This is a genomic window from Brevundimonas sp. S1H14, assembly GCF_047716865.1.
In the GTDB taxonomy this organism is placed as follows: domain Bacteria; phylum Pseudomonadota; class Alphaproteobacteria; order Caulobacterales; family Caulobacteraceae; genus Brevundimonas; species Brevundimonas naejangsanensis.
Window position 1 is genome coordinate 1810009 of record NZ_CP136679.1, and the last position, 23478, is coordinate 1833486.

Below are 23478 nucleotides of genomic sequence, written 5' to 3' on the forward strand. Positions count from 1 at the left end.
GCTTACGACGGATGCAGCGCTGACCATGCCGACAGACGGGCCAGCGCATCCGCCTCTATGTCGGCATAGAAGGGGTTGTAGGGCGGGATCTTGCGCTGTTCGGCCCAGGCGCCAGTCGGTCGGAAGGACTCTGAGCTCAGCCGTGATCGCCACAGGACGCCGTCGCGGCACTCTGCCGCTACGATACGGCGTTGCAGGGCGGGACGTACGCCCCACTCCAGATTGGTGGCGTTGGTGGCGCCGCGGCTTTCGCGCATTTCAGAGCGCGGGGCGCCTGCCGATCCCGTGACCGGATTGACGCAGGCCGAGGCCAGGCCGTCGAACGTCACCAGAGCCCCCCGGTCGTCCCACGTCAGGGCGCGACGCAGCGCGCGTCGAGCCTCGCTTTCATTGTTCTCCTCGAGCGAGCGCCAGGTCACGACACAGCCAGCCTGCTCGCGGCTGCTGCACAGGGGAATGGCGGTGAAACGAGGTGTCGGAGCCAGGTGCTCCATCAGATAGGCGGCGGCCAGACGCGACCGCAGGGCGGGATCGGGCGCGATCCGTTCATGCAGCAGGCGGTCGGCCAGTTCGGCCCCCTGCTCTACCCCGGCCAGGATGATGGGGCCGTCGGGGTGACGCTTCAGCCAGGCGTCAAATGCAACGGATATGTCCTGATAGGCGAAGGCGCGCGCCTCTCGGGCGTCTTCACGCAGGGTCAGGCGGGTGTAGAGGCTGGCTTGGCGATACAGGGGCGCGCTGACGTCTCCAGCCAGGGCCAGAGGCCCGGCGTAGTTGGGCAGGACCGCGCCGCGCAGCCCGGCCAGGGCGCGGGCGTCGTCAATGGCCCCGTTCCACTCCTTGCCGCCGTTATAGGTGGTGGAATGGACGAAGAAGACGTGGGCGGGCCCGGCCGCCGGCGTGCGGGCGTCCAGCAGGGCCCAGGCGTCAGCCTGCGCATAGTCGGGCTTGGCCGGCGGCTGATAGGTCTGGAACGGCACCTGAGGGTCGAGACCGGAACGCAGGATATCGCCGCGCCAGACGGCGACCGCCGCCGTCAGAATGAAGACGAGCGCAAAACCCGCGTAGCCGACCCACTGGCGCGCAGTCAGCCGGGGCAGCATCAGCGGTACGGGTCCGACTGGGCCAGGAAGTCCTGGACGTAGCGGCGGACGCCTTCCTCCAGCGGGGTCGACTGGCCGCCGTAGCCGAGGGCGCGGATGCGATCCATGCGGGCCTCGGTGAAGTACTGATAGCGGTCGCGGATCGTCTCCGGCATGTCCACATAGGCGATGGAGGCTTCCTTGCCCGCCGCCGCGAAAGTGGCCCGCGCCAGATCGGCAAAGGAACGCGCCTGACCCGATCCGGCGTTGAACACGCCCGAGATATCTTCGCGCTCCAGCAGCCACAGGATGATGTTCACCACGTCGTCGACGAAGACGAAGTCGCGCAACTGGCCGCCGTCGGGGTAGTTGGGGTTGTGCGAGCGGAACAGGCTGACCGTCTCGCCCGCCTGCACCTTGGGCCAGATCTGGGCGACGACCGACTTCATGCCGCCCTTGTGGCCCTCGTTCGGACCATAGACGTTGAAGAACTTCAGCCCGGCCCACTGGGGCGGCGCCTCGCCCCGATCCGCCTGACGCACGGCGTATTGGTCGAACAGGTATTTTGAATAGCCGTAGGCGTTTAGCGGACGCAGCGCATTCAGGCTCTCAGGATCGTCGCGATCCTCAAAGCCCGCCTCGCCGTCGCCGTAGGTGGCGGCCGAGGAGGCGTAGATCATCCGCACGTTACGCACAGCGCACCAGTCCCAGATGTCGCGCGACAGGCTGAAGTTGGTCCGCAGGATCAGGTCAGCGTCCGGCTCGGTCGTCGAGGAGATGGCGCCCATGTGGATCACCGCCTCGATACGGTCAGCGTGACGCTCCAGTTGGTCGAACAGCTCTTCGGGCGCCCACAGGTCGGCGATGGGGTGTTTGGCGATGTTCTTCCATTTGGCGAGATCGGCCGTCTCCAGCCGGTCGCAGACGACCACGTCCCAGGCGCCGCTCTCGCACAGGCGGGCGACGATGTTGGAGCCGATGAAGCCCGCGCCGCCCGTGACGACGATCATTCGCGGGGTCATTTTTGTTCCCCTACCGCTTCGCTGCTTGAGGGGCTCATGCCTTCTCTCCAGTCATCTTCTCGATGGTCTTCGTGGTGGAATATCCGTCGGCGAACTCAGCCAGACGAACCTCGCCGCCCCAGCTCTCGACCTCGGTGGCGCCGACCACCTTGTCCTTGGTGTAGTCCGAGCCCTTGATGAGGATGTCCGGCTTCAGACGCTCGATCAGGGCGATGGGGGTCGGATCGTCGAAGGCGGTGACGCGATCCACGCTGGCCAAGCCGCCGATGACGGCGGCGCGGCTGTCCAGATCGTTGACGGGGCGGCCCTCGCCCTTCAGGCGGCGCACCGAGGCGTCGGTGTTCAGCGCCACCACCAGCCGGTCGCACCAGCTGCGCGCCTGGGCCAGATAGGCGACGTGGCCGCGGTGTAGGATATCGAAGCAGCCGTTGGTGAAGCCGACCTTCAGGCCCTGACGCTTCCACGCCTCGACCTGATCGGCCAGTTCGTCCAGCGGCGTGACCTTGGACTGGGCCAGCGCTGCGTGCTGGCTCATCTCGGCCTCGATCAGTTCGGCCGGGGTGACGACGGCGGTGCCGCTCTTGCCCACCACCACGCCCGAGGCGAGGATGGCGAACTGCACCGCCTGCTCCAGCGTCGCGCCCGCGCCCAGCGCGAGGCCTAGCGCGGCGAGGCAGGTGTCCCCAGCGCCCGAGACGTCGAACACTTCACGCGCCCGACCGGGGAAGTGAGTGACCCCGCCGCCCCGTTTCGCCAGCGTCATGCCTTTGCCCGCGCGGGTGACGATGACGGCCTTGGCCGTGGTGGCGTCCAGCAGGGCGGCCAGGGCGGCCTCGACCTGTTCGTCGGTCTCGGTCGGCAGGCCGGTGGCGCCCGCCAGTTCGCTGGCGTTCGGCTTGATGACGTCGACCGCGCCGTAGCGGGCGAAGTCGCGGCCTTTGGGATCGACGATGACCGGCGCGCCGTATTCGGCCCCGGCCCACAACGCCGCCTGAACGGCGCCGTCGTCCACCACGCCCTTGGCGTAGTCGGACAGCAGGATGGCGCCCGCGCCGTGGAACACGGCCTTGTCAGCATAGCTGGAATGGAAGGCGGCCTCGTCGTCCAGACGCAGCAACTGCTGGCCGGCGGCGACGAAGCGCGTCTTGACGATGGTGGCGGCGCCTCCGGGGCGGATCAGGGCATCCTCGATCCGGTCCTCGGCCGCGATCAGATCGGCCAACTCGGCGCCCGCCGCGTCATCGCCCGCCACGGCGCCCAGACGGGCCTGACCGCCCAGAGCCGCGACGTTGCGGGCGACATTGCCTACGCCGCCGGGCATGGCCACGGTGCGGCGCGCGCGCAGGACAGGGATCGGCGCCTCGGGCGAGATGCGGCTGACCTCGCCATAGACATAGCGATCCAGCATCAGATCGCCGACGCAGGCGACCTTCAGGTCGCGCACGCGCTCCAGCAGGGACTGCAGGGCGCCGAGATCAAGAGAACGTTCAGCCATGACGCCGAACTAGCGGATTCACGCCGTCTTCGCCATCGGCCCCTTGTGGCCGAGCTTGATGGCCAGGTCGTCGAAGGCGATCAGTTCGGCGGCCAGGGCCTCGAACTGGCTCAACGGCACCATGTTGGGGCCGTCCGAGGGGGCGTTGTCCGGGTCTTCGTGCGTCTCCATGAAGACGGCGTCGACGCCGACCGAGACGGCGGCGCGGGCCAGCACCGGCACGAACTCGCGCTGGCCGCCAGACGACGTCCCCTGCCCGCCCGGCTGCTGGACGCTGTGGGTCGCGTCGAAGACGACGGGGCAGCCGATCTCGCGCAGGATCGGCAGGGCGCGCATATCGCTGACCAGGGTGTTGTAGCCGAAGCTGGCGCCGCGCTCGCAGGCCATGACGTTCGGGTTGCCCGCGCCCGTGACCTTGGCGATGACGTTCTTCATGTCCCACGGGGCCAGGAACTGACCCTTCTTGATGTTGATCGCCTTGCCCGTGGCGGCGGCGGCCAGCAGCAGGTCGGTCTGGCGCGACAGGAAGGCGGGGATCTGCAGCACGTCCACAGCCTCGGCCACGCCCGCGCACTGAGCCTCGGAGTGGACGTCGGTCAGGGTCGGAAGGCCGGTGACTTCACGGATTTCGGCGAAGATCGGCAGGGCGTCCTTCAGGCCGATGCCGCGCGCTGCGCTGGCGCTGGTGCGGTTCGCCTTGTCAAAGCTGGTCTTGTAGATGATGCCGAGGTTCAGCCGCTCGCCGATCTCCTTCAGCGCATGGGCGGTCTCCAGCGCGTGCTGGCGGCTTTCCATCTGGCAAGGGCCGGCGATGAAGACGATGCGGGCGCCGCCGCCGATGACGACGGGTTTCTTGAGGCCTTCGGACAGGGTGATGACGGCGTTCGGAGAGGTCACGGCGGCGCTTTCGACTGATTTCAACGGCGGGTCGCGAGCCTGTGCCGCGACTTTGAGTCGGACAGGTGGCGTCGCGGATACGTTTGCGCAACTTATCGGGCGACTCAGAGCCTGACCATCGCTCCTGAAAGCATGATTGTTTGGGCGATCATGATAATCATGGCGCCATGAACACGCCCCTGATCTCGACCGAAGCCCTCGCCGCGCAGATGACCAAGCCGGACCTGCGCATCATCGACGCCAGCTGGTGGCTGGATGGACGGGACGCGCACGCGGATTTCGAGCGCGAGCGGCTGCCGAGGGCCGTTTTTTTCGATCTGGACGCGGTGTCGGATCGGGAAAGCCCCTATCCGCACATGCTGCCCTCGCCGGACGCCTTCGCGGAGGCGATGGGAGCGATGGGCGTGTCGGAGAGCGACGACATCGTGGTCTATGACGCCCAAGGGCTGTTCTCGGCGGCGCGGGTCTGGTGGACGCTGCGGACGATGGGCGCTCAGCGCGTGCGCGTGCTGGATGGCGGCCTGCCGAAATGGAAGGCCGAGGGGCGACCGCTGGAAGGCGGTGAGGCGGAAGGACCTGTTCCTGCGCGGTTTGAGGCGCAGTTCGACGCCGACGCCGTAGCGGATTTCGATCAGGTCGGCGCCGCGCTGGCCGAGGGCCTTCAGGTTGTCGATGCGCGCGGGGCGGCCCGCTTTCGGGGCGAGACGGCCGAACCGCGTCCCGGCGTGCGCGCTGGCCATATGCCGGGGGCGTTGAACCTGCCATTCGCCAATCTGCTGAATGCGGACGGGACGCTGAAACACGGTCAGGCGCTGGAAGACGCCTTTCGCGCGGGGGGCGTCGATCTGAAGCGGCCTGTCATCACCAGCTGCGGCTCGGGCGTGACGGCGGCGATCCTGACGCTGGGGCTGGCCGTGCTGGGGCGGCCGTCGCGGCTCTATGACGGGTCGTGGGCCGAATGGGGCGCGCGGCCGGACGCGCCCCTCGCCGTCGGTTAGGCCGCGCCGGTCGCTAGCGGCGGCGCGTCCGGCTCGTCTTCGTCCTTTTCGCCGCGAGAAACGACCGTGGCGATGACCAGGTCGCCGGTGACGTTCAGCGACGTCCGGCACATATCCAGGAAGCGGTCGACGCCCAGGATCAGGCCGATGCCCTCCGGCGGCACGCCCACCATCGCCAGGATCATGGCGATCACCGGCAGACTGCCCGCCGGAACCCCTGCCGTGCCGACCCCGCCCAGAATACAGACCAGCATGACGATAACCTGCTGGCCCAGCGTCAGGTCGACGCCGAAGAACTGGGCCAGGAACAGCACCGTCACGCCTTCAAACAGGGCGGTGCCGTTCTGATTGGCGGTAGCGCCGACGGTCAGGACGAAGCGGGCGATCTTGCGCGGCAGGCCCAGCTCCTGCTCGGCGACGCGCAGCGACACCGGCAGACTGGCGTTCGAGGAGGCGGTGGAGAAGGACACCACCATCGCCTCACGGATGGAGCGGAAAAACTTCACCGGCGACATGCCGCCGATCAGCCAGACCACCAGCGGATAGACGACGAACATATGGATCGCCATCGCGCCCACGGCGACGGCCACGAAGGCGCCGAGCCGGATCAGCAGGTCCCAGCCGAACAGGGCTGCGAGGTTGAACATCAGGCACGCGATGGCGAAGGGGGCGATGCGGATGACGAGGTTGATGAGCTTCATCATCACCTCGAACAGGCCTTCGATCGTTTGTTGCAGACGGTCGGTGGCCGGGCTCTTGGCCATGACCAGGCCCACGCCGAAGAAGAGGGCGAAGACCATGACCGGCAGGATCTGATTCTCGGCCGCCGCCGTGAAGACGTTCGACGGGATCAGATCGAGGAAGAAGTCGCCCGCCTGAACCGAGGTCGGCGCATTGCCGATGATGGAGGCCGCTCCGGCGCGCCCCTGATCCAGAAGCTGCTGGGCCAGGAGCGGATCAACGCCATCGCCCGGCCTGAAGATATTGACCATGACCATGCCGATCAGCACGGCCATGGCCGAAATCACGACGGTGTAGATCAGGCTGCGCGATCCCGCGCGCCCCAGGGCCTTCAGATCGCCCATCTCGGCCACGCCGATGACCAGGGCCGAGAACAGCAGGGGCAGCACCAGCATGAACAGCAGGCGCAGGAATATCTGGCCTGCCGGTCCTGTAATGTTGGAGGTCAGCCACTGAACCCAGCCGACGTCGCCGCCGACGGTCAGATTGACGATGAGGCCGCCGATGAGGCCGACCAGAAATCCGATCAGCATCAGCATGTGAAGCGGCAGTCCGCGCTTGGCTGTAGTCTCCATCCGGTCCCTTCCCTGATCCCCCCTGCTTGGACTAGCGGACAGGAAGGCCGTAGATCAACCCGCTAGGTCGAGAGGACCATTGAGCATTCAGTCCCCGATCGAGATCAAGCGATGACTGTTCGCCCAGGTTTCGATTGAATATCTCGCCGTAATTTCCGCTCACTGTGATCGCATCCAGCGCCCATGTGCGCGGCAGATCGACGCTGGGCCCGAAATCACCTTCTACGCCAAGCAGGCGTCGGACCCTGGGGTCTGCAGAATTCTTGGCCAGATCAGCCGCATTGTCGCGGGTTACGCCCAGTTCCTCGGCCAGGATCAGAGCGTTCAGCGTCCAGCGGATCACCGCCAGCCACCGATCGTCGCCATTGCGCACGACCGGACCCAGCGGCTCCTTGGAGATCACGTCGGGCAGGATCATGTGCTGCTGAGGGTTGGGCAGGGTCGTGCGGGCGGCTGCCAGGGCCGAGATGTCGGCGGTGAAGGCGTCGCACGCCTCGCGCGCATAGGCCTGACGCGCCTCCCCTTCGGTGGCGACGACGACCGGACGGTATTCGATACCCCGACGACGGAAATAGTCTTCAACGTTCAACTCGGTCGTTGAGCCGGACTGGACGCAGATACGCGCACCGTTCAACTCGGCCGCGCTGGTCAGGTTTAGCGAGCGGCGGACCATGAAGCCCTGGCCGTCGTAGTAGTTGACACCGGCGAAGCTGAGGCCCGCCGCCGTGTCGCGGCTCATGGTCCAGGAGGTGTTGCGCCACAACACGTCCACGCGACCGGCGCGGACAGCCTCAAATCGCTGTTCCGTCGTCAGCGGCACGAAGCGCACCGCGTCCGGGTCGCCGAAGATGGCCGCCGCCGTAGCCCGGCAGAAATCGACATCGAAGCCCCGCCAGGCGCCCCGGTTGTCGGTATAGGCGAACCCCACCAGGCCTTCGTGCACGCCGCAGTTCAGGCGGCCGCGCTGGCGGATCGCCGCCAGAGTCGGACTTTCCTTGACGTCAGGCAGGGCGGTCGGAACGCGCGGAGTCGGTTCGCGCATGGCGTCGGCCTGCGGTTCGTCCTGTCGCCCGCAGGCGCCCAGAAGCACAAGCGCCGCCGCCAGTCCCGGTCCGATCCACTGCGCCTTCATGCCGTTCATCGCCTCTTACTCGTCCCGCCCTTAGTTAGGCCGCCCAGAAGGCGCACCGCAACCCGCGCGGGGGGACTAAAGCCGGGCCGGAGCCGCGATTCGCGAACCTTGCAGTCTGATCAGGCGGCCCGTAAGACAAATCATCGCATAAACCATATTTTCACCGATGCCCCCTTCCGTCGCAGACAAGCCTAGGCGCCGTCGCCGTTCGCCTGAAGAAGCACGTCGCGAGGCCCTGGCCTCGGCGCGCGATCTGTTGCTGGCTCGCGGGCCGAACGCCGTTACCTTGACATCTGTCGCAGGCGAGATCGGCGTCACCCATGCTAATCTGATCCACCATTTCGGATCTGCGGCCGGGCTGCAATCGGCGTTGATGGCCTCGATGACCGCTGATCTGAGCGATGCCCTGGATGCGGCGATCATCCGGTTGAGAACCGATGACGGCGCGCCGCTTGAGGTGGTCAACGCCGTATTCACCGCCTTCTCGACCGGCGGCGCCGGACGCCTCGCCGCCTGGATCGCCATGTCGGGGGATCTGTCTCATCTCGAACCTGTGCGGGCGGCGGTGCAGAACCTGGTCGCGGCCATCAAGGAAAAGATCGGGGCAAGCGGCGGACAGGCGGATGATATTATCGGCTCGGCCGTCCTCTTCATCGCCCTGAGCGCATTCGGCGACGCCCTGATCGGCGATCCTCTGCGCGATATGCTGGGACAGGACGACGACGCCGGACGCCAGGTCGTCGCTCGGCTGCTGGCGCGGCTGTTGGTCGATTACTCGGCCCCATGACGTCAAAAAGAGAGCCCGACGCCAGGCGCCGGGCTTGAAGTCATTCGGTGATGGTGGGTGTCCTCCGAAAAAGAAGACAATCCGTAGATCAACCGGTTTGGTTAATGTGGCGTTAACGTTCGGGCGATGCCGTAGAGCCTGGAATATCGGGAAACCAGCTGGTCTGGCGCGCGGCGTCCGACAGGGCGCGCGTGACCCTCCATCCCTGTCCTGCGCGTTCCGCCCGTCCCGTCGCGGGACCCGGTCCGGGATAGGCGTAACGCTCGCCCGCGACCTCGATCTGCACCGCCCGATCGCTGACTCGAGACAGGGGCGTGGTCCATAAGCCCGCTTCGTCCGCCACGGCGACGGCTGTTTCGCCTTCGCTCTTCACCTCGACGCGCTGGCCGGGCTTGGCGCGGCCGGATGCCAGCAAGGCGCGACCATCGCCGTCCACGGCGTCCAGAGCAGGACCGTCCGTCAGTCGACGGCTGGGGCCGCCATCAATCAGCAAGGCCGCTACGATGGCGCCGTCTCCGGCCAGAAAAAGCCGTTCCGGCCCAGGCGTCGGCGTCTGGCCAATCTGGATTTCCGGCGTCAGGACATGGCCGAGCGCTTCCCTGCCGACCGGCAGTTCAAAGCGCCCGTGCGAATCTGCGCCCGCAGCCATCGCCTCGCCCAGGGCGTTGCTGAGAATGACGCGCGCGCCCGGGGGCGCCTGACCGCTGACCACCACGCCGGAGCCTTGCCTCGAGCCTTGCAAAGTCACCTTGTCGATGTGCGGCGCGGCGGCCCAGTTTTCCTGATCCGCCTGTTTCGGCTCTTCAGGGGGCTGAGGCGGAGAGCCGCAACCGGCGACAGTCAGGCTAAGAAACGCCGCCAGAGTCAGCTTCTGTCCGCCTCGTCGCCACGCCGCCATAGCTCTCGCCCTCATCCTGTCGTCCTTCGCTCGTTCCATCCCGCCCCGCATCACTATAGGTTGCAGCCTCATCCGGGCCAGCCGGTTCGTGCTGGAGCTTAAACCGTAAAGGTCGTCAGACACTCCATGTCCCTGCCCCCCGTCAACATCGCCCCCTTCGAGGGTCGCTCCGTCTGCCTGTTCTGCGGCTCGTCCGACGGTACGGACCCCAAATATGTCGAGGCCGCAGCAGCTTTCGGCAAGGCGACGGCCGAGGCGGGCTGGCGCTTCGTTTATGGCGGCGGCGGCGTGGGGCTGATGGGCGCCTCGGCCCGCGCCGCCCATGCGGCAGGTGGTCGCGTCGTCGGCATCATGCCAGCCTTCCTGCGCAGCCGCGAGCGCCTGTTCGACGATGTGGAGACGATCGTCGTCACCTCCATGCATGAGCGCAAACAGCTGATGTATGACGAATCCGACGTCTTCGTCGTCGCGCCCGGCGGCGTCGGCACGCTGGAGGAAGTCGTGGAGCTGCTATCGTGGAAGCGGCTGGACCTGCACGCCAAGCCGGTCATCTTCCTGAATCTGGACGGCTTTTGGGACGGCTTCTTCACCCTGATCGAACACACGGTCGAAAAGGGCATGACGCCGCGCAGCTTCCTCGACGCCTATGTCAGCGTGGATTCGGTAGAGGGTGCGATCGAGGCCATGAAATCAGCGCAGGACACGCCCCACTTGCAACATGATCGCCGGTAAGTAAACGTGCGTCAGTAACGTCGGTCCGTCGGGCGAGAAGCTGGATTGACAGTTTTCTTGAACAACGGTCTATGGCGTTGCTGGGCGTGCGCCCTACCCTTATCGGAGACTGTCCATGCGTGCTCTTCTCGCCGCCGCCGTCCTGTTCGCGGCCGCTCCCGCCTTCGCTCAGGCGCCGGTTACCAGCGCCACCCTGGCTGACGCCGCCAGCGCGCCTTCGGGCCGCGTCATTGTCGACGGCGCGACCTGGCGTTGTGAAGGCGACGCCTGCACCGCCACGGGGGGCTCCAGCCAGCCGGCGACGCGCGCCTGCCGCCGCGCAGTCGCCAAGCTCGGCCCAGTGACCAGCTTCACCTACAAGGGCCAGAGCCTGAACGAAGAAGAGATCGCCGCCTGCAACGCGGGCTGATCCAGCTTCAATCATGAACGAAAAGGGCCGCCTTCACGACGAAGGCGGCCTTTCTTGTTTCCGTGAGGCGAAGCCTCAGGCGGCCTCGCCCTTGAGCCGCTGAACCAAGCGGTCTCGGCCGATCAGCGGGATCATGGCGGCCATGTCCGGCCCATGCGCCTGCCCGGTCAGGGCCAGACGCAGCGGCATGAACAGGCCCTTGCCCTTGGCGCCGGTCTTGTCCTTCACCGCCGAGGTCCAGGCCGACCAGGCGTCGGCGTCGATGGTGTCCGGCAGTAGTTCAAGAGCGGCGGCGGCGAAGGCGGCGTCTTCGATCACCGGCGTGATCGGCCCCGTGACGATCTTCGCCATATCGACGACATCGCCGAACCTGTTGAGGTTGCCCTTCACCGTGTTCCAGAAGATCTCGCCCAGATCGACGCCCAGAGCCTCCAGGCGCGGCTTGGCCTCGGCGTAGTCGATGGCGTGAACCGCCTGGGCGTTCAGACGGTCCAGATCGGCCGTGTCGTAGCGCGCGGGCGAGCGGCCCATCTTGGAGAAGGCGAAGGCGGCGCCGAGGTCTTCCAGCGAGGCGGCGACTTCCAGATTGTCGGAGGTGCCGATCTTGCCCAGGTGGCTGGTGATGGCGATCGGCTCATAGCCGTCGGCGCGCATGTCCATGATGGCCAGCGAACCCAAACGCTTTGACAGGGCCGTGCCGTCGGCGCCGACCAGCAGCGGCATGTGAGCAAAGCCGGGAACCTTGGCAGCCAGGGCCTCGAATATCTCGATCTGGGCGCCGGTGTTGGTGACGTGGTCCTCGCCCCGGATGATGTGGGTGATGTCCATGTCGATGTCATCGACGACCGATGGCAGAGTGTAGAGGAACAGGCCGTCCTCGCGGATCAGAACCGGGTCGGACATGGAGGCGGTATCCACCTCGGCGTGCCCGCGCGCCAGGTCTTCCCAGGCAACGCGCTTGCCTTCCAGTTTGAAGCGCCAGTGCGGACGGCGGCCCTCGGCCTCAAAGGCGGCCTTCTCGGCGTCGGTCAGCGACAGGGATGCGCGGTCATAGATCGGCGGCTGGCCGCGCGACAGCTGCACCTTGCGGCGGCGGTCCAGTTCGTCGGCCGTTTCATAGCAGGGGTAAAGACGCCCCGCCGCCTTCAGGCGCGCAGAGGCCTCTTCATAGCGGTCGAACCGCTTGGACTGGTTGTAACGCTCGTCCCAGGTCAGGCCCAACCAGGTCAGGTCGGCCTCGATGCCGTCCTCGTATTCCTGCGTCGAGCGGGCCAGGTCGGTGTCGTCGATACGCAGCACGAATGAACCGCCCTGCCCTTTCGCGAACAGCCAGTTCACTAAAGCCGTGCGGACATTGCCGACGTGCAGCTTACCCGTGGGAGACGGAGCGAAACGAACCTTGACGGACATGGGGGATCAACGACCTCGATAGGAAGGCGGCTTGGTCGCGCCGCCGTCCGCTCAAGTCAAGCCGAACCGCCCGTAAAGACGTCAGTCGTCGCGGTGGACGCGCTCGCGGCGTTCGTGCCGTTCCTGAGCCTCGACCGACAGGGTGGCCGTCGGGCGGGCCTCAAGGCGACCCAGGCCGATCGGTTCGCCGGTGTCTTCGCAATAGCCGTAGGAGCCGTCTTCGATCCGGCGCAGAGCCTCGTCGATCTTGGAAATCAGCTTGCGCTGACGGTCACGGGTCCGAAGTTCCAGCGCGCGATCCGATTCCGACGAGGCCCGGTCCACCAGGTCGGGGTGGTTTTCGGTCTCGGCTTTCAGATTGGTGACCGTACCCTTCGATTCGCGAAGGATATCGTCCTTCCATGCCAGGAGCTTGTTCTTGAAATAGGCGACCTGCCGCTCGTTCATGAACGGTTCGTCGTCCGTCGGCCGATAAACGGCCGTGTCCCCAGACACTACAGAGGCCAATGCGGTCATCGCACTCACACTCGTTTCTCTATCGCGCCCCCCTGCGGCGCATGGGCCGTATAGGCAAGGGCAAGAGTCGCGGCAATGGCGTTCGCGAGTCCGTGATATGGCTAAGCTGCATTGACGCTGGGGAAGTGTGGCGAATTATCCTCACAAAGCGCTCTTTGCCGGATAGTAGACTGAAGTTTCGTCGCCTTTAGGCGCGAATGCGGCTCATTTCCGCTTTGGCCAGCTCCACCGAGGCGCGCAGGTCGATCTGGTCCAGCACGGCGGTCAGGCCGGGCTCGGCCTCTTCGTCACGCTGTTCACGGATATCGCGTGCCAGACGGCTCAAAGCCGCCCCGCCGTCCTGACCGCCCAGCAGGGCCAGCTTCAGTTCGTCCAGACGGTCCAGCAGGCCGGAACCGCGACGGATGGCGCGGCGCCGACGCTCGGTCGGATCCTCAACGCCCTGCAGGGCCATCAGGGCTGCGGCGCCCGCCACGCCCGAGGCGGAAGATGTCGCGCCGGCCTGTGCTGAGGCGGCCGCGCCGCCCGTGCTCGGCAGGGCGAAACCGCCTGCGGCGCGCGCCGCAGGTCGGGCGGTCGGCGTTGAAGCGGCCCCCAAGGGTCCGGTGACCTTCATGCAAGACGTCTCCTTCTACGCCTCCACCTTGACGGCAGGGGCTGAACTCTTGGTTAACGGCTAGGCAAATCCTGCCCGCGGGCGCCGGAGAGAAAGCCGAAAATCATTGTAATTATTCATGTTTTCAAGCGGCACGATCCTCGCATGGTTAATGGCGAACGCTCACGCAGGGACGTCCGTCGCATGCAGAAGTTGCTTACCGCCCTTATCGCCCCGGCCGTTGCGGCCGTCGCCCTCACCGTTGCGCCCGGCGCGGCGGAGGCCCAGTCGCGCATCAAGGACATCGTCTCGATCGAGGGCGTCCGCTCGAACCAGCTGGTCGGCTATGGACTGGTGGTCGGGCTGAACGGCACCGGCGACAGCGTCCGCAACTCGCCCTTCACCCGCCAGTCGCTGGAGGGGATGATGGAGCGCCAGGGCGTCAACATCCGGGGCGCCAACCTGAACACCAAGAATGTGGCGGCGGTCATGGTCACGGCCGAACTGCCGCCTTTCGCCACGCCGGGCTCGCGACTGGACGTCAGCGTCTCGGCGATGGGCGACGCCAAGAGCCTGTTGGGAGGCACTCTGCTGGTCACAGCCCTGCAAGGCGCTGACGGCGAGGTCTACGCCGTGTCGCAGGGGGCGGTCCAGACCGGCGCGGTTTCGGCCTCGGGTTCGTCAGGGTCGTCGATCACGCGCGGCGTGCCCACGGCGGGCCGCATCGCCTCGGGCGGAGTGGTCGAGCGCGAGACCGGCTTTGACCTGGCGTCCATGCCCTCGGTGCGGCTGACCCTGCGCAATCCGGATTTCACCACGGCCCAGCGCATCGCCGCCGCCATCAACCAGACCTACCCCCAGACCGCCTTCGCCGAGAACGGCACGGTCGTCGCCATCCGCGCGCCCCAGAGCTTCGGCATGGCGGGCTTTCTGAGCCGGGTCGAGAATCTGCCGGTCCAGATCGATTCCCCGGCTCGCGTCATCATCGACGAGGTCAACGGCGTCATCGTCATGGGCGAGGCCGTGCGAATTTCCACCGTCGCCGTGGCGCAGGGGAATCTGACGGTGTCGGTGCAGGAAACGCCGATGGTCAGCCAGCCCGAACCGTTCAGCCGTGGCGGCCAGACTGTGGTGGTGCCGCAGTCGGATGTCAGCATCAGCGAAGAAACCGGCCGCCAGATGCGGCTGGTGGGCGGTTCCACCTCGCTCTCCACCCTGGTCAACGGCCTGAATGCCTTGGGCGTCAGCCCGCGCGACATGATCAGCATTCTGCAGGCCATCAAGGCCGCCGGCGCCCTCCAAGCCGAAATCGAGGTGATCTGATGAGCCCCTTCGTCGCCTCTCCAGACCTGTTGCGCGATCCCGCCTCGGCCCTGCCCGGCCAGCCGAAGAACCTCGAAGCCCTGCGCCGCACCGCCGAAGCCTTCGAGGCCAGTTTTCTGTCGCAGATGATGAAGCCGATGTTCGAGGGGCTGAGCACCGAAGCGCCCTTCGGCGGCGGCGCGGGCGAGGCTGCCTGGCGCGGCTTTCTGGTGGACGCGATGGCGCAGCAGACCGTCAAGGCCGGCGGCGTCGGCCTGGCCGACAGCGTTCTGGCCCAGATGATCAAGATGCAGGAGCAAGGCGCATGACCGCCGATGTCGAGACCGCCGCCCTGCGCGTACAGCATCTGACGCGTCTGACCCGCGACCTGACGGATCGACTGTCGCTGGAAATGGACGCCTTACGCGCCCACCGCGCCCAGGACCTGAACGAAGGCATGGCCCAGACTCAGGAGATGGCCAACCTCTATCGGCGTGAGTCCGCACAGGTAAAGGCCAATCCCGCCGCCATCGCCGCCGCGCCTGAGGCTGACCGCCGCGCCCTGATCCAGGCGACCGAGGCCTTTGAAACCGTCCTGGCCGAACACGCCGTGACCGTGGAAGCCGCGCGACAGGTTTCCGAAGGGCTGGTCCGCGCCATCGCCGCCGAGGTGGCGGGCGCCCGCGCGCAGGGCGTCGGCTATGGCGCCTCGGGTCAGGCCATGCAGGGCGACGGCCGCGCGGTGGCCCTGAACCGCACGGCCTGACGCTCGTACGTCGCCTTTCCTTAACAGCCCGCGTCCTATGGCTTCGGCATGACCCTGACCCCTCGCCTGCTCGGGCTGGCCTTCGCCGCCGCCGACGCCCTGATCGAAGTGGATCAGCAGGGGGTGGTGCGCTTTGCGCTGGGGTCCGGCCCAGTGGCGGGACAGCAGACGGCCGCATGGGTCGGCCACCCCTTCAGCGAGCGCCTGTCCATCAACAGCGCCGCCGCGCTGCAAGCCCTGCTGGATGGTTTGAACCCCGGACAGCGCAGCCCTGCAACCGAGGTTCTGGTGGATTGCGGCGACGGCCGGATGCGTCGGGCGACCCTGCGCGCCTTCGCCCTGCCCGACATCGCCCCGGCGCGGTCGTGCGCCCTGTCCTATGAGGGCGAGCCTTTCGCGGTCGGCGTGGAGCCTGTTCAGATCGGGGCTGCGCCGCCGGACGCCGAAGGGTTTCTGAACCATGCTCGCGCCAGCCTGTCGGGCGGCGACGCAGGCGCCCTGCAGCGGCTGGCCCTGGCCTTCATTGATGTGAACGGCCTGCAGGGCGTCGATGCGACCACGCTGGAACGGGTCCATAACCGCATAGGGGCCACCCTCAGCGCCGCCTCGCACGACGGCGCCAGCGCGGGCCGGCTGACCCCGGATCGCTACGCCCTGATCCGCAAGGCGGACGATCAACGCGACCTCGCCAACGAGATGCGGATGGCCGGGCAGGCGGAAGGTCTGGTTCTCTCGGCGGTCGCCAGTCAGGCCAGTCTGGGCGAAGACGCCGCCTCGGCCCTGCGCGCCATGCGTTTCGCTATTGAGGGCTGCCTGAAGGAAGGCGGTCTGGAACAGCCGGAACTGTCCTTCGCCGATTCCCTGCAACGGACGCTGAAGGATGCTGACCGCTTCCGCAGCATCGTGCGCGACCGGGAGTTCGCCCTCTACTATCAGCCGATCGTCGACCTGAAGACGCGGGCCGTGCACCATTTCGAGGCCCTGGCGCGGTTCGGCAAGGGATCGGGGCCCGCCGCCGCCATCCGCATGGCCGAGGAACTGGCCCTGATCGACGGCTTCGATCTGGTCGTGGCGGAAAAGGCCGTCCGACGGCTGCGCGAACCGGGCGGGGGCCTGTTGAAGATCGCCGTCAATGTGTCGGGCGCCTCACTGGCGAGCGACGCCTATGTCGCCGCCCTGATGAAGATGACCGTCTCGGCGCCCGAGGATCGTCGGCGCCTCATGGTCGAGGTGACGGAAACCGCCGCACTGGCCGATCTGGCCGCCGCCGACCGGCGTCTGGGCGCCCTGCGCAAGGCGGGGATCAAGGTCTGCATCGACGACTTCGGCGCCGGTTCGGCCTCCTTCGACTATCTGCGCGGCCTGTCGGTCGATGCGGTGAAGATCGACGGCGGTCTGGTGCGCGACATCGACATCGACGCCCGCACCCGCACCCTCGTCGCCCATTTGGTCGAGCTGTGCGGCTCGCTGGAGCTGGAGACCATCGCCGAGATGATCGAGACGGATCAGGTGGCCGACGCCCTGCGCGATCTGGGCGTCACCCACGGTCAGGGCTGGCTGTTCGGCCGCGCCGAGGCCGAGCCGCGCACTGTTCTGAACGCTCCTGCGATCCGTGGACGCCGTCAGGGCGTGGTCGAAGGCTGGAGCTGACCTGACTTCAGCATGATGGTGCGGTCAACGCGCAGGTTGTGAATGAAATCAGCGTCGTGGCTGACCACCACCAGAGCGCCGTCATAGGCCGACAGCGCCGCCTCCACCGCCTCGACGGACTCGATGTCCAAGTGGTTGGTGGGCTCGTCCAGCACCAGCAATTGCGGCGGCTGGGCGCCTGTCATGACGCAGGCCAGGGCCGCGCGCAGCCGCTCTCCGCCTGACAGCTCGCCGACGCGCCGATCCGCCTGCACATTGCGGAACAGAAAGCGCGCCAACGCCGCCCGCGCCCCATTCGGCGTCCCTTGCGGGTTCAGCCGCAGCCAGCCCTCGACGAGCGTTTCGTCAGGCCTCAGCATCGCCGCCTGCTGATCCAGCAGGGCGGCGCGCACTGGCCGTTCAATCGCCCCTGCTGATGGCTGAATCAGCCCCGCGATCAGCTTCAACAGGGTCGTCTTGCCTGCGCCATTGGGGCCGACGACGGCGAGGCGCTCAGGCCCCGTCAGACTCAGGCAGAGCGGTCCCAGCAGGCGTCGGTCGTCCTCGACGGTCACGACCGCCTCATTCAGATTCAGCACCAGCCGGCCCGCAGGCAGACCCGTCGCGGGCATGGCCAGCGCCAGTTGTCGCACCCGCTCGACCCGCTCGCGCGCCAGAGTCAGGTCAGCCTCGACCGCCTGACGCTTGCGTTCGGCCAGCCGCTGGCCGCGCGCGCCGGATTCCTCGGCGCGTTGGGCCTGGGCGTCGAGCAGAATCTTGGGATCGGAGCTGTTGGCGCGCGCCGCCTTGCCTGCCCTATCGCGCCGGGCCTGACGCTCCTGCGCCATCTGGGTTTCGCGTTGCACCCGGCCGACGGCGCGCTCAGCCTGTTCCAGCTCGCGTTCGGCCGCGGCCCGTTCGGCGTCGCGCCGCTCGATATACAGATCCCAGCCGCCGCCATGCACTCGCGCGCCCAGACTGGACAGTTCCACGATGCGATCCACGCGCCGCAACAGGGCGCGGTCGTGACTGACCAGCACCACCCCGCCCGGCCAGTCGGCCACGACATCGGCGATCATGGCGCGAGCTTCGGCGTCCAGATGGTTGGTCGGCTCGTCCAGAACCAGCAGGTCCGGCGCCGCCAGTTTCAGCCCCGCCAACCGCAAGCGCGTCTGCTCTCCGCCGCTTAGGTCCGCCGTGCGTCGGTCAAGCGCCAGATCGACCAGGCCGACCTCGGCCAGAGCCGTCTGCATCCGCTCTTCCAGCGTCCAGTCCGCCTCGGCCATGTCGTCCAGCGAGCCATCGCCCGCCAGTACGCGATGCAGAATCGCCAGAGGCTCTCTGACGCCCAGCGTATCGGCGATGGTCTCGCTGTCGGCAGGCGTCTGGGCCTGCGCCAGCCAGCCGATGGTTCCGACGCGCGCGACCGCGCCCTCGGCGGGCTCAGCCAGACCGGCGATCAGGCGCAGCAGCGTGGTCTTGCCCACGCCGTTACGACCCACAACGGCCGTGCGTTCGCGCCCGAAGGCGAGCGTCAGATTGTCGAAAAGGCCTCTGCCGTCAGGCGTGCGGACCGCGACGCCGTTGAGCGTCACGAGTGCGGATGCGGACCGGTTTGGGCTTGGGTTGAGTAAGGACATAGGCGAACGCGAGCAGCGGCATGGAAAGGGCGAAACCGATTTCCAGGGTGCTGATCATGATCGTCGTGCCTCCTCACTGATGCGTTGGCTGAGTGAAGGATGGGGACGGACGTTTCATAACGCAACCCTAAAACTGCGGCTCCGCTTTCATGTGCTGATGCGAGACGCCGCCTTGGACAATCCGCATCATGGCCTTTGCAGGCCTCGGTTCCTATGTTGCTCGGCATGGACACGCCCGAGCGCACCCTCGCCTTCCGCATCGACCGTCCCGCGCCGGACCGGGCCGAGGCCGCCGCCCGCCGCGACGCCGCCGTGGCCCGGATTCGCGCCGAGACCGGCATCGACGAGGCCATGATCGACGCTCTGGTCGAAGGCTTCTACGCCAAGGTGCGCGAGGATGACTTCATCGGTCCCATCTTCGCCGAGCGCATCGACGACTGGGGCCCGCACCTGGCGCAGATGAAGCTGTTCTGGTCGTCTGTCGCCCTGTCGACCGGCGTCTATCAGGGGCGGCCAATGCCCAAACACCTGCCCCTGCCGATCGACGCCCGCCACTTCGATCACTGGCTGAAGCTGTTCGAGGCGACCGCGCATGAGCTGTGCCCGCCCGTCGCCGCCGAACACTTCATCGTCCGCGCGCGCCGCATCGCCGAAAGTCTGGAACTTGGCGTCGCCAACGCCAACGGCGTGATGGTCGGCCCCGGCGAACGCTATCGGCGACCGGAAACGTCGTGGGCGCCCGCAGCAGACTAGAAGTTCTCATATTGTTCTTGCTGTTTTCGGCGAATTGATCCCCATATAGCGTCGTCGCCCCGGACCGTTCCGGGGTCTTCCGCGTTCCCGGATTCCATGACCGAAAAGCATAATTTCATTCGCGTTCGCGGCGCCCGCGAGCATAACCTCAAGGGCGTCGATCTCGACATTCCGCGCGAGCAGCTGGTGGTCATGACCGGCCTGTCGGGGTCGGGCAAATCCTCGCTGGCGTTCGACACCATCTATGCCGAGGGCCAGCGTCGCTATGTCGAGAGCCTGTCGGCCTATGCGCGCCAGTTCCTGGAGCTGATGGGCAAGCCGGACGTGGACCTGATCGAGGGCCTGTCCCCGGCCATCTCCATCGAACAGAAGACCACGTCGAAGAACCCGCGCTCGACGGTCGGCACCGTCACCGAAATCCACGACTACATGCGTCTGCTCTGGGCGCGCGTGGGCATTCCCTATTCGCCGGCCACCGGCCTGCCGATCGAGAGCCAGACCATCAGCCAGATGGTCGACAAGCTGACCGCCCTTCCCGACGGCGAGCGCATCCTGCTGTTGGCGCCGGTCGTTCGCGGCCGCAAGGGCGAGTACAAGAGGGAAATGGCCGAGTGGCAGCGTCAGGGCTTCCAGCGGCTGAAGATCGACGGCGAGTTCTACGCCATCGAGGACGCGCCCGCGCTCGACAAGAAGTTCAAGCACGACATCGATATCGTCGTGGACCGCATTGTAACTAAAGAAGGTCTTGAGGGCCGCTACGCCGACAGCATCCAGACAGCCCTGGGTCTGGCCGACGGCATCGCCACGGCGGAATGGGCGAATTCGCCCGAAGGCGAAGAGCCGCGTCGGATCGTTTTTTCCGAGAAGTTCGCCTGCCCTGTCTCGGGTTTCACCATCAGCGAGATCGAGCCGAGGCTGTTCTCGTTCAACAACCCCTTCGGCGCCTGCCCGGCCTGTGACGGCCTGGGGGTCAAGCTGGCCTTCGACGCCGACTTGGTGATCCCTGACCGCGACAAGACCCTGCACAAGGGCGCGGTGGCGCCGTGGGCGCGGGGTCCCTCGCCGCTCTATACGCAGACGCTGCAGTCGCTGGCCCTGCACTACGGCTTCTCGATGGACAAGGCGTGGCGCGATCTGCCGGAGAAGGCGCAGGCCGTCATCCTGCGCGGCTCGGGCGGCGACAAGATCAAGTTCGTCTATGACGACAACGCCCGCAAATACGAGGTCTCCAAGCCGTTCGAGGGCGTGCTGCCGAACCTTGAGCGGCGCTGGCGCGAGACCGACAGCGCCTGGGTGCGCGAGGAACTGGGCCGCTATCAGTCCGAAACGCCGTGCGAGGTCTGCGGCGGCAAGCGCCTGAAGCCTGAGGCTCTGGCGGTCAAGGTCGGCGGCGAGGACATCGCCGACATCTCCAACCTGTCGATCTCGAAGGCCTTCCTGTGGTTTTCGACGCTGGAAGACGCCCTGACCGAAAAGCAGATCGAGATCGCCCGGCGCATCCTCAAGGAAATTACCGACCGGCTGCGCTTTCTGAACAATGTCGGGCTGGACTATCTGAATCTGTCGCGCTCATCCGGCACCCTGTCGGGCGGCGAGAGCCAGCGCATCCGCCTGGCGTCGCAGATCGGATCGGGCCTGACCGGCGTCCTCTATGTTCTGGACGAACCGTCCATTGGCCTGCACCAGCGGGACAACACCCGCCTGCTGGACAGCCTGAAGGGGCTGCGTGATCTCGGCAACTCGGTGCTGGTCGTCGAGCATGACGAGGAAGCCATCCTGACGGCCGACTACGTCATCGACATGGGCCCGGCCGCCGGCGTCCACGGCGGCCAGGTCTGCGCCGAGGGCACGCCCACCGAGGTGATGGCCAACCCCAACTCCCTGACCGGCCAGTATCTGACCGGCGCGCGCGAAATCGAACTGCCGCCCGAAGGCCGCCGCCCCATCAACCGCAAGCGGATGCTGAAGGTCTCAGGCGCCACCGGCAACAACCTGAAGAACGTCACGGGCGAGATCCCGGTCGGCGTCTTCACCTGCATCACCGGCGTGTCGGGCGGCGGCAAGTCGACCTTCACCATCGAGACCCTGTACAAGGCGGCCGCACGGCGCCTGAACAATGCGTCCGACGCCCCCGCCCCCTTCGACAGGATCGAGGGACTGGAGCATTTCGACAAGGTCATCGACATCGACCAGTCGCCGATCGGCCGCACCCCGCGCTCGAACCCGGCCACCTACACCGGCGCCTTCGGGCCGATCCGCGACTGGTATGCGGGCCTCCCCGAGGCCAAGGCGCGCGGCTATGGTCCCGGCCGCTTCAGCTTCAACGTCAAGGGCGGCCGCTGCGAGGCCTGTCAGGGCGACGGCGTCATCAAGATCGAGATGCACTTCCTGCCCGACGTCTACGTCACCTGCGACGTCTGCAAGGGCAAGCGTTACAACCGCGAGACGCTAGAAATCGTCTTCAAAGGCAAGAGCATATCGGATGTTCTGGATATGACGGTTGAAGAGGCTGCGCGCTTCTTCACCGCCGTGCCATCGATCCGCGACAAGATGCTGACGCTGGAGCGCGTGGGTCTGGGCTACGTCAAGGTCGGCCAGCCCGCCACCACCCTGTCCGGCGGCGAAGCCCAGCGGGTCAAGCTGTCGAAGGAACTGTCCAAACGGGCGACGGGGAAGACGCTCTATATCCTCGACGAGCCGACGACCGGGCTGCACTTCGAGGACACGCGCAAGCTGCTGGAGGTGCTGCAGGAACTGGTCGAGAACGGCAACACCATCGTGGTGATCGAGCACAATCTCGACGTCATCAAGGTGGCCGACCACCTGCTGGACTTCGGCCCTGAAGGCGGCGACGGCGGGGGCGAGATCGTCGCTATCGGCACGCCGGAACAGGTCGCCGAGAACCCTGCGAGCTGGACCGGCCGCTATCTGAAGGAAGTGCTGGACCGGCACGAGGAACGTCGAAAGGGCCGCGTCGCCGCCCTGACAGTTGAGCCTGCGCCCGCCAAGCGCGCCAAGGCCCGCAAGAGCGCCTGAGCCCGACGAGAAACGCCGCGCCCCTTGCCGGAGCGCGGCGTTTCTAATTCAGGGATCGCCTGTGATCAGGCCCGCCGCTCGTCCTTCAGGCCGAGATAAGCCGACGAGAACGGGGCGTAGATGATGGCCGCCTGCGCCGCCGACAGCAGGGCGTTGACCACACCCCAGATCAGCAGGGCCGGCCAGAACCGGCCGACCAGCGCAACGACATTGGTCGTCTCGGCGCCGATCAGACTGTTCAGGCCGCCGAAGATCATATTCAGCGGGGCGATGATGATGGAGCCCAGAAGCCCCACCAGAATAGACATGACCCCAGCCAGGATCGCCATGCCCAACAGAGGCCAGAAACGGCCCTTGGTCATGGCCCAGCTTTCCTTGATGGCGATCTTCTCCTCGGCGAAGGTCATCGGCACGACCAGGCTGAGGCGCACGGCCAGCCAGATGGCGACCGCCACAAGCGCCAGACCTCCCAGCACAGCCGGGAGAACCAGCCAGGACGCACCTGTACCGGCAGCGAGACCCGCGAAAAGACCGATGATCAAGGCGCCGCCCATGGTGACGAAAAACATCAGCACCGCGACCAACAGGGTGGCTCCAAGGACTCGCAGTTCATCCCGGCCGAGACGCAGATAGCCGAAACGCTTGTCCTGCGGCTGGATGACCGAGCGCGCGACCGCCGTAGCGAGCACGGCGCTGAACAACAGAGACAGAGGCAAGGCCAGCCCCATCATGGCGCCGTAGGCCTGACCCAGCGTGGACAGGTCGCTCATCGACGGCGACGGGTTCTGCTCGACCTGTTCGGCCAGGCTGATGATGTTGATGAGGTTCCCACCCGCTACAGCGAAGAACACCACGAAGAAGGCGACATAGGCGCCCGCCCAGGCCAGGATGGCGAGCGGCGCCCGCCGGGCCAGACGGAAGCCCTCGAAGGCGGATTCGGTGGCGTTGAAACTCATGCTGGCTCCTCGATTCCCGATCAGCTTAACGCAGCCGCCGCCCGTGCGACAGCGCCGACCACGACAGGCGCCGCATGACAGGACCGCGTCGCGCGGCTAGAAGGCCG

At 66.8% G+C, this 23478-nt stretch carries 23 protein-coding genes; 10 read left to right on the plus strand and 13 right to left on the minus strand.

What is annotated here, in order from left to right; genetic code table 11:
* Positions 1–2: 2 nt before the first annotated feature.
* From RSD66_RS08820 to kdsA, 4 genes are read right to left on the minus strand one after another with little or no spacing between them, the layout of a single operon-like run.
* On the minus strand, positions 3–1103 hold the full coding sequence (locus RSD66_RS08820) for a DUF3089 domain-containing protein (protein ID WP_415287358.1): 1101 nt from the start codon (positions 1101–1103) through the stop codon (positions 3–5).
* Complete coding sequence (rfaD, locus tag RSD66_RS08825; protein ID WP_415287359.1) at positions 1103–2104, minus strand: ADP-glyceromanno-heptose 6-epimerase; 1002 nt, start codon at positions 2102–2104, stop codon at positions 1103–1105. The genes RSD66_RS08820 and rfaD overlap by 1 nt, the downstream gene beginning before the upstream one ends.
* A 34-nt stretch (positions 2105–2138) precedes the next feature.
* Positions 2139–3599, minus strand: a complete 1461-nt coding sequence (rfaE2, locus tag RSD66_RS08830; RefSeq protein WP_415287360.1) for a D-glycero-beta-D-manno-heptose 1-phosphate adenylyltransferase — start codon at positions 3597–3599, stop codon at positions 2139–2141.
* A gap of 18 nt (positions 3600–3617) precedes the next feature.
* Complete coding sequence (gene kdsA, locus RSD66_RS08835; RefSeq protein WP_415287362.1) at positions 3618–4520, minus strand: 3-deoxy-8-phosphooctulonate synthase; 903 nt, start codon at positions 4518–4520, stop codon at positions 3618–3620.
* Positions 4521–4663: 143 nt separating this feature from the next.
* On the opposite strand from kdsA, the gene sseA reads away from it, so the two are divergent.
* Positions 4664–5494: a 3-mercaptopyruvate sulfurtransferase gene (gene sseA, locus RSD66_RS08840; protein WP_415287363.1), complete on the plus strand. Its 831-nt coding sequence runs from the start codon at positions 4664–4666 to the stop codon at positions 5492–5494.
* Here sseA and RSD66_RS08845 read toward each other — a convergent pair.
* Both RSD66_RS08845 and RSD66_RS08850 read right to left on the minus strand, forming a co-directional pair.
* Positions 5491–6810 (minus strand): dicarboxylate/amino acid:cation symporter, encoded by a 1320-nt coding sequence (locus RSD66_RS08845; protein WP_415287364.1) that lies wholly within the window; start codon positions 6808–6810, stop codon positions 5491–5493. The two genes, sseA and RSD66_RS08845, sit on opposite strands and share 4 nt — an antisense overlap.
* Positions 6811–6841: 31 nt before the next feature.
* Positions 6842–7951 (minus strand): amino acid ABC transporter substrate-binding protein, encoded by a 1110-nt coding sequence (locus RSD66_RS08850; protein WP_415287366.1) that lies wholly within the window; start codon positions 7949–7951, stop codon positions 6842–6844.
* Between the two features lie 157 nt (positions 7952–8108).
* Between RSD66_RS08850 and RSD66_RS08855 the strand changes: the two genes are divergently transcribed.
* Complete coding sequence (locus tag RSD66_RS08855) at positions 8109–8729, plus strand: TetR/AcrR family transcriptional regulator (RefSeq protein ID WP_415287368.1); 621 nt, start codon at positions 8109–8111, stop codon at positions 8727–8729.
* A gap of 112 nt (positions 8730–8841) precedes the next feature.
* On the opposite strand, the gene RSD66_RS08860 is transcribed toward RSD66_RS08855, so the two are convergent.
* Positions 8842–9642, minus strand: coding sequence for a hypothetical protein (locus tag RSD66_RS08860; RefSeq protein ID WP_415287369.1), 801 nt, complete (start codon positions 9640–9642; stop codon positions 8842–8844).
* A 111-nt stretch (positions 9643–9753) separates the two neighbouring features.
* Here RSD66_RS08860 and RSD66_RS08865 point away from each other — a divergent pair, with 111 nt between their 5' ends.
* Positions 9754–10359, plus strand: a complete 606-nt coding sequence (locus RSD66_RS08865) for a TIGR00730 family Rossman fold protein (RefSeq protein ID WP_024352770.1) — start codon at positions 9754–9756, stop codon at positions 10357–10359.
* 115 nt (positions 10360–10474) lie between these two features.
* A complete protein-coding gene (locus RSD66_RS08870) occupies positions 10475–10768 on the plus strand; it encodes a CC_3452 family protein (RefSeq protein ID WP_415287371.1) in 294 nt (97 codons plus the stop codon).
* A gap of 75 nt (positions 10769–10843) precedes the next feature.
* On the opposite strand, the gene gltX is transcribed toward RSD66_RS08870, so the two are convergent.
* From gltX to RSD66_RS08885, 3 genes are all read right to left on the minus strand, one after another.
* The gene (gene gltX, locus RSD66_RS08875) at positions 10844–12178 is read right to left on the minus strand and encodes a glutamate--tRNA ligase (RefSeq protein WP_415287372.1); all 1335 of its coding nucleotides are present in this window, start codon (positions 12176–12178) and stop codon (positions 10844–10846) included.
* Positions 12179–12259: 81 nt separating this feature from the next.
* Positions 12260–12694, minus strand: coding sequence for an RNA polymerase-binding protein DksA (gene dksA, locus RSD66_RS08880; protein ID WP_081650853.1), 435 nt, complete (start codon positions 12692–12694; stop codon positions 12260–12262).
* Between the two features lie 187 nt (positions 12695–12881).
* Positions 12882–13310 carry a flagellar assembly protein FliX gene (locus tag RSD66_RS08885; RefSeq protein ID WP_346523019.1) on the minus strand — a complete coding sequence of 143 codons (429 nt, stop codon included), beginning with the start codon at positions 13308–13310 and terminating at the stop codon, positions 12882–12884.
* A gap of 183 nt (positions 13311–13493) precedes the next feature.
* On the opposite strand from RSD66_RS08885, the gene RSD66_RS08890 reads away from it, so the two are divergent.
* From RSD66_RS08890 to RSD66_RS08905, 4 genes are read left to right on the plus strand one after another with little or no spacing between them, the layout of a single operon-like run.
* A complete protein-coding gene (locus RSD66_RS08890; protein ID WP_415287373.1) occupies positions 13494–14612 on the plus strand; it encodes a flagellar basal body P-ring protein FlgI in 1119 nt (372 codons plus the stop codon).
* Positions 14612–14920 (plus strand): rod-binding protein, encoded by a 309-nt coding sequence (locus tag RSD66_RS08895; RefSeq protein ID WP_415287374.1) that lies wholly within the window; start codon positions 14612–14614, stop codon positions 14918–14920. Before RSD66_RS08890 ends, RSD66_RS08895 begins: the two co-directional genes overlap by 1 nt.
* Positions 14917–15357, plus strand: a complete 441-nt coding sequence (locus tag RSD66_RS08900) for a flagellar basal-body protein FlbY (protein WP_415287375.1) — start codon at positions 14917–14919, stop codon at positions 15355–15357. The genes RSD66_RS08895 and RSD66_RS08900 overlap by 4 nt, the downstream gene beginning before the upstream one ends.
* A 48-nt stretch (positions 15358–15405) precedes the next feature.
* Positions 15406–17007, plus strand: coding sequence for an EAL domain-containing protein (locus RSD66_RS08905; RefSeq protein WP_415287376.1), 1602 nt, complete (start codon positions 15406–15408; stop codon positions 17005–17007).
* On the opposite strand, the gene RSD66_RS08910 is transcribed toward RSD66_RS08905, so the two are convergent.
* Both RSD66_RS08910 and RSD66_RS08915 read right to left on the minus strand, forming a co-directional pair.
* Positions 16980–18581, minus strand: a complete 1602-nt coding sequence (locus RSD66_RS08910; protein WP_415287377.1) for an ABC-F family ATP-binding cassette domain-containing protein — start codon at positions 18579–18581, stop codon at positions 16980–16982. The two genes, RSD66_RS08905 and RSD66_RS08910, sit on opposite strands and share 28 nt — an antisense overlap.
* Positions 18547–18684, minus strand: a complete 138-nt coding sequence (locus tag RSD66_RS08915) for a hypothetical protein (RefSeq protein WP_415287378.1) — start codon at positions 18682–18684, stop codon at positions 18547–18549. Before RSD66_RS08915 ends, RSD66_RS08910 begins: the two co-directional genes overlap by 35 nt.
* A gap of 155 nt (positions 18685–18839) precedes the next feature.
* Between RSD66_RS08915 and RSD66_RS08920 the strand changes: the two genes are divergently transcribed.
* Entirely contained in the window at positions 18840–19379 is a 540-nt protein-coding gene (locus RSD66_RS08920) for a group III truncated hemoglobin (RefSeq protein ID WP_415287379.1), read from the plus strand.
* Between the two features lie 96 nt (positions 19380–19475).
* Positions 19476–22415, plus strand: a complete 2940-nt coding sequence (gene uvrA, locus RSD66_RS08925) for an excinuclease ABC subunit UvrA (protein WP_415287380.1) — start codon at positions 19476–19478, stop codon at positions 22413–22415.
* A gap of 65 nt (positions 22416–22480) precedes the next feature.
* On the opposite strand, the gene RSD66_RS08930 is transcribed toward uvrA, so the two are convergent.
* Positions 22481–23371 (minus strand): hypothetical protein, encoded by an 891-nt coding sequence (locus tag RSD66_RS08930; RefSeq protein WP_415287381.1) that lies wholly within the window; start codon positions 23369–23371, stop codon positions 22481–22483.
* Positions 23372–23478 lie beyond the last annotated feature (107 nt).

What these genes read in the sequence shown, in the direction of transcription:
- RSD66_RS08820 (WP_415287358.1), bottom strand. Translation starts at nt 1,103, where the DNA reads ATGCTGCCCCGGCTGACTGCGCGCCAGTGGGTCGGCTACGCGGGTTTT.
- rfaD (WP_415287359.1), bottom strand. Translation starts at nt 2,104, where the DNA reads ATGACCCCGCGAATGATCGTCGTCACGGGCGGCGCGGGCTTCATCGGC.
- rfaE2 (WP_415287360.1), bottom strand. Translation starts at nt 3,599, where the DNA reads ATGGCTGAACGTTCTCTTGATCTCGGCGCCCTGCAGTCCCTGCTGGAG.
- sseA (WP_415287363.1), top strand. Translation starts at nt 4,664, where the DNA reads ATGAACACGCCCCTGATCTCGACCGAAGCCCTCGCCGCGCAGATGACC.
- RSD66_RS08845 (WP_415287364.1), bottom strand. Translation starts at nt 6,810, where the DNA reads ATGGAGACTACAGCCAAGCGCGGACTGCCGCTTCACATGCTGATGCTG.
- RSD66_RS08850 (WP_415287366.1), bottom strand. Translation starts at nt 7,951, where the DNA reads ATGAACGGCATGAAGGCGCAGTGGATCGGACCGGGACTGGCGGCGGCG.
- RSD66_RS08855 (WP_415287368.1), top strand. Translation starts at nt 8,109, where the DNA reads ATGCCCCCTTCCGTCGCAGACAAGCCTAGGCGCCGTCGCCGTTCGCCT.
- RSD66_RS08860 (WP_415287369.1), bottom strand. Translation starts at nt 9,642, where the DNA reads ATGAGGGCGAGAGCTATGGCGGCGTGGCGACGAGGCGGACAGAAGCTG.
- RSD66_RS08865 (WP_024352770.1), top strand. Translation starts at nt 9,754, where the DNA reads ATGTCCCTGCCCCCCGTCAACATCGCCCCCTTCGAGGGTCGCTCCGTC.
- RSD66_RS08870 (WP_415287371.1), top strand. Translation starts at nt 10,475, where the DNA reads ATGCGTGCTCTTCTCGCCGCCGCCGTCCTGTTCGCGGCCGCTCCCGCC.
- gltX (WP_415287372.1), bottom strand. Translation starts at nt 12,178, where the DNA reads ATGTCCGTCAAGGTTCGTTTCGCTCCGTCTCCCACGGGTAAGCTGCAC.
- dksA (WP_081650853.1), bottom strand. Translation starts at nt 12,694, where the DNA reads ATGACCGCATTGGCCTCTGTAGTGTCTGGGGACACGGCCGTTTATCGG.
- RSD66_RS08885 (WP_346523019.1), bottom strand. Translation starts at nt 13,310, where the DNA reads ATGAAGGTCACCGGACCCTTGGGGGCCGCTTCAACGCCGACCGCCCGA.
- RSD66_RS08890 (WP_415287373.1), top strand. Translation starts at nt 13,494, where the DNA reads ATGCAGAAGTTGCTTACCGCCCTTATCGCCCCGGCCGTTGCGGCCGTC.
- RSD66_RS08895 (WP_415287374.1), top strand. Translation starts at nt 14,612, where the DNA reads ATGAGCCCCTTCGTCGCCTCTCCAGACCTGTTGCGCGATCCCGCCTCG.
- RSD66_RS08900 (WP_415287375.1), top strand. Translation starts at nt 14,917, where the DNA reads ATGACCGCCGATGTCGAGACCGCCGCCCTGCGCGTACAGCATCTGACG.
- RSD66_RS08905 (WP_415287376.1), top strand. Translation starts at nt 15,406, where the DNA reads ATGACCCTGACCCCTCGCCTGCTCGGGCTGGCCTTCGCCGCCGCCGAC.
- RSD66_RS08915 (WP_415287378.1), bottom strand. Translation starts at nt 18,684, where the DNA reads ATGATCAGCACCCTGGAAATCGGTTTCGCCCTTTCCATGCCGCTGCTC.
- RSD66_RS08920 (WP_415287379.1), top strand. Translation starts at nt 18,840, where the DNA reads ATGTTGCTCGGCATGGACACGCCCGAGCGCACCCTCGCCTTCCGCATC.
- uvrA (WP_415287380.1), top strand. Translation starts at nt 19,476, where the DNA reads ATGACCGAAAAGCATAATTTCATTCGCGTTCGCGGCGCCCGCGAGCAT.
- RSD66_RS08930 (WP_415287381.1), bottom strand. Translation starts at nt 23,371, where the DNA reads ATGAGTTTCAACGCCACCGAATCCGCCTTCGAGGGCTTCCGTCTGGCC.